Source organism: Jejudonia soesokkakensis (assembly GCF_042664795.1).
Lineage (GTDB): Bacteria > Bacteroidota > Bacteroidia > Flavobacteriales > Flavobacteriaceae > Jejudonia > Jejudonia soesokkakensis.
On sequence record NZ_JBHTBN010000011.1, the window covers coordinates 1 to 4,015 of the forward strand.

Sequence of the window (4,015 nt, forward strand, 5' to 3'; positions counted from 1 at the left end):
ATTCCCCAGAGATAGAGGATCCTATTATGGATTATGTTGAGTGTGATAATGATGGGGATGGCAGTGAGGTATTTGATTTGACTTCTAAGGATTTGGAGATTTTGGATGGATTGGTAGGAGTTACCCTTACGTATCATACGACAGAGGCAGATGCAGATGTTGGTGCTGCTCCTATAATGAATGCATCTATGTATCCTAGTGCTGGGGAGGTGATTTGGGTTCGTGCTCAGAATTATGAGAATGGGGATCCAATGGGTACTCCACTTTGTGCAAGTGTTGGTAGTTTTAATTTGGTTTTGGGCGCTGTTTTAAATTTTACAGCGGTGGATACCTTTGAGCAGTGTGATAATGATGGGGATGGGAGTGAGGATTTTGATTTAAGTGATCAAAATGCTGCGATTACTAATGGTGATGCTAATTTAAATGTGAGTTATTATGCTACTCAGGGCGATGCTATGACAGAGACGATGCCTCTTTCGATACCGTATCCTTCTACAGGGGAGCAGATTTGGGTGCGAGTGGAGAGTAATGACCAGGGTTGTTTTGTGACCTTTGCGATGGATTTAGTGGTAGTTGCTGGTCCTGCTATTGGGATGCCAGATGCATTGGTTTTCTGTGATGATAACAATGATGGGTTTGGAGCCTTTATGTTAGAGGATGCGACCCAGCAAGTTTTGAATGGGAATCCTGCAGGTAACTTAATGGTAAGTTACTTCCGTACGATGGACGATGCTATGAACGATGCATCACCTATCAATACGATGACCCCTTTTAACAATGATATGGTTGGGATGCAAACAGTTTTTGTTCGTTTGAGCGATAGCGCCAGTGGTTGTTATAGTCTTACGACGTTGGATTTAATTGTACGGGACAGTCCTGCGATTACTCCTCCTGGAGTATTAACACGCTGTGATGATGATAGTGATGGGATTGCGATCTTTGATTTAACAGAGGCAGAGGCCACTCTTTTTACAGGTCTGGATCCAAGTTTGTATACGGTGACTTATTATGATAATGCGGCGCTGACCAATGCTATTAATACACCAACGAGCTATCCAAACGCGAGTAATCCACAGACTATTTTTATAGTGGTGAGTACTAATGATCCTGGAATGCCTAATAACACTTGTGAGCGAGAGACGACTCTCGAGTTGCAGGTATTGCCTCGCCCGGTGCTGGTGGATCCTACTCCATTGGAGGAGTGTGATGATGATGTGATTACTGGAGTGAATGATGAGCTGGAATTTTTTGATTTGACCAGTAAGATCGATGAGATACGTGGGGGCAATCCGGCGATTAATATCACCTTTTTTGAAACTCTTGCTGGAGCTCAGGATGGTAGTATGCCTATTAATCCTGCAGATAATTATCAGAATACGAGCAATCCTCAAACAATCTATATCCGTGCGGAAGATACCAATACTGGGTGTGTGGTGGACGATGGGATGGTTACCTTGGATCTAATTGTAAACCCAATACCTATAGTAAATACTCCAGATGTACTTACGGCCTGTGATGATGATACCGATGGTTTTGTGAGTACCTTTATGTTAGAGGATAACAACGCACAGATTACCACCGATCCCGATGTTACGTTTAGTTATTATGAGAGTTTGGCAGATGCTCAAAACGGAAGGTTCCCTGTAACGAGTCCATATGAGAATATTGTGGCTTTTAACCAGCCTATCTTTGTGCGTGTTACCTACACCAATGCTCCTAATGACACAGGGTGTTTTAGTGTGGTTCAAATGGATCTGGAGGTATTACCTACCCCACAGATAGCCCCGCTATCAGATCTGGAAGTCTGTGATGATGATGATATGGCGATCTTTAACTTAAACGATCAGGATGCTGCGATCTATAATGGGCAGAGTTCAGATTTTATTTTGACCTATCACACCAGTCAGATAGATGCCGATACAGGCGCTAACGATATTACTAATACCGGTGCTTTTCCAAATGCGACTAATCCTCAGACGATCTATGTACGTTTTGAGAGTGATCAAAACGGATGTTTTAATACCTCACAGTTTGATCTGATTGTCAATCTTGGGCCGGTAGTAAATGATCCTCCCCAGTTGATGATGTGTGATGATGTGGGGCAACAAAACGATGGGTTTACCAGTTTTGATCTTACTGAGCGTAACGATGATATCACGGGAGGGGTCCCTGGAGTGAGTGTGGAGTACTACCTTACCATGCAAGCAGCCCAGGATGGGATAGACCGTATAGATCCAGAGACAGACTTTATCAATACTCAGAACCCTCAGATAGTATTTGCACGTGTAATTGCAGCCAATGGTTGTGTAGACTTTACCACCTTAGAATTAAGAGTAACGGCCAATCCTGAGCCGGTCACTCCGATGCCATTGGAGCAGTGTGATGATAACGATCCGGGTGATGGGATAGAGGTCTTTAATTTGGCTAGCACCAGAGCGACGATTTTAAATGGTGCTAACTGGGTAGTTACCTATCATGCCAGTTATCAGGATGCTTTTGACGGGACACCAGAGGTGCCCGATGAGTTAGCGTATCCAAATGTAGTACCGGGAATGGATGTAGCTTATGCAAGGGCAACTAATATGACTACAGGATGTTTTGAGATTGTAGAGATACAACTCATTGTAAATCCGTTGCCTGATGATACCGCGATCATTGAAGACTATATTATATGTGAAGTACCCTTTGATGATAGAGCAACGTTTAATTTGACCAGTAGAATACCAGAGATACTAGGGCCAGATCAAGACCCGGCAGATTACACAGTAACCTTTTATCTTAATGATACAGATGCTATCAATGGTTCACCTATAATTGGCAATGCCAGTACGTATCAGAATATAAGTAATCCTCAGACGATCTTTACAGGGATAGAGAACAATACCACGGGCTGTTATAGCGCAGGAGTACAATCTTTTGTAATAGAGGTGCGGGCAGGCGCAGAGGCAACCATGCCACAGGAGCCGTTTATTATCTGTGACAACGAAGGAGCTAATGATGGGATAGGTTCTTTTGATCTTAATGATGCTACAGATCCTGAGGTTGCTGACCTAAGGGCAGAGATACTTGGAGGTCAGCCAGAGCCAGACTTTGTAATTACCTTCCATGAGACCCAGCTAGGGGCAGAGGAAGGTACAGGAGCTATTAGCTTTCCTTATAATAATCTTATCAATCCGCAGCGCATCTATATAAGGGTGACCAATAGTCTGACTGATTGTTTTGCAACTACGCAAATGTTACTTCAGGTAGATGTATTACCTGTGGTTACTTTAGATGAGCAGTATAGAATATGTGTGGATGAAGACGATATGGTAGTACCAGAGGAAGAAGGACAGCCATCGCCTCCAACCATTGATACAGGCCTGGATCCAGCAGAGTATACCTTTGAGTGGGAAATTGATGGGACACTTCAGGTGGATGAGACAGGCCCTAGTATTGTTCCACTGGTAGGAGGTGAGTATACCGTTACAGTGACCGATCTAGCAACAGGATGTATCAATATGGCCAGTACTACGGTGATTGTTTCTTCTGCGCCAAGAACATTTAGTGCAACACTGATCAATGGCGCCTTTGCAAACAATCATATTATTGAGGTCGAAGCAACAGGGCTTGGAACGTATATATTCCAACTGGATGATGGACAGTTCCAGAGCAGTGGTACTTTTGAAGATGTGAGACCTGGGACGCATATCATTACGATAAAGGATGCCAATGGTTGTGGGAGTGAGGAGTTAGTGGTCAATGTGATTGATTATCCTGAGTTTATGACCCCTAATCAGGATGGGTACCATGATACATGGAATATCATTGGGATTGCAGAGAGTGACCCTACGGCAAAAATTTATATATTTGATCGCTATGGAAAGTTATTAAAACAACTTAGTCCACAATCGGCAGGATGGGACGGTACCTATAATGGAAATCCATTGCCATCGAGTGATTACTGGTTTAGGGTAGAATATATGGAAGACGAAACCCCTAAAGAATTTAAAGGGCATTTTACCCTAAAAAGATA

General features: G+C 43.2%; 1 protein-coding gene. It reads left to right on the top strand.

The window, feature by feature from the left end:
• A partial coding sequence (locus tag ACFQO1_RS13090; protein WP_380218615.1) for a T9SS type B sorting domain-containing protein occupies nucleotides 1–4,015 on the top strand: 4,015 nt, incomplete at both ends.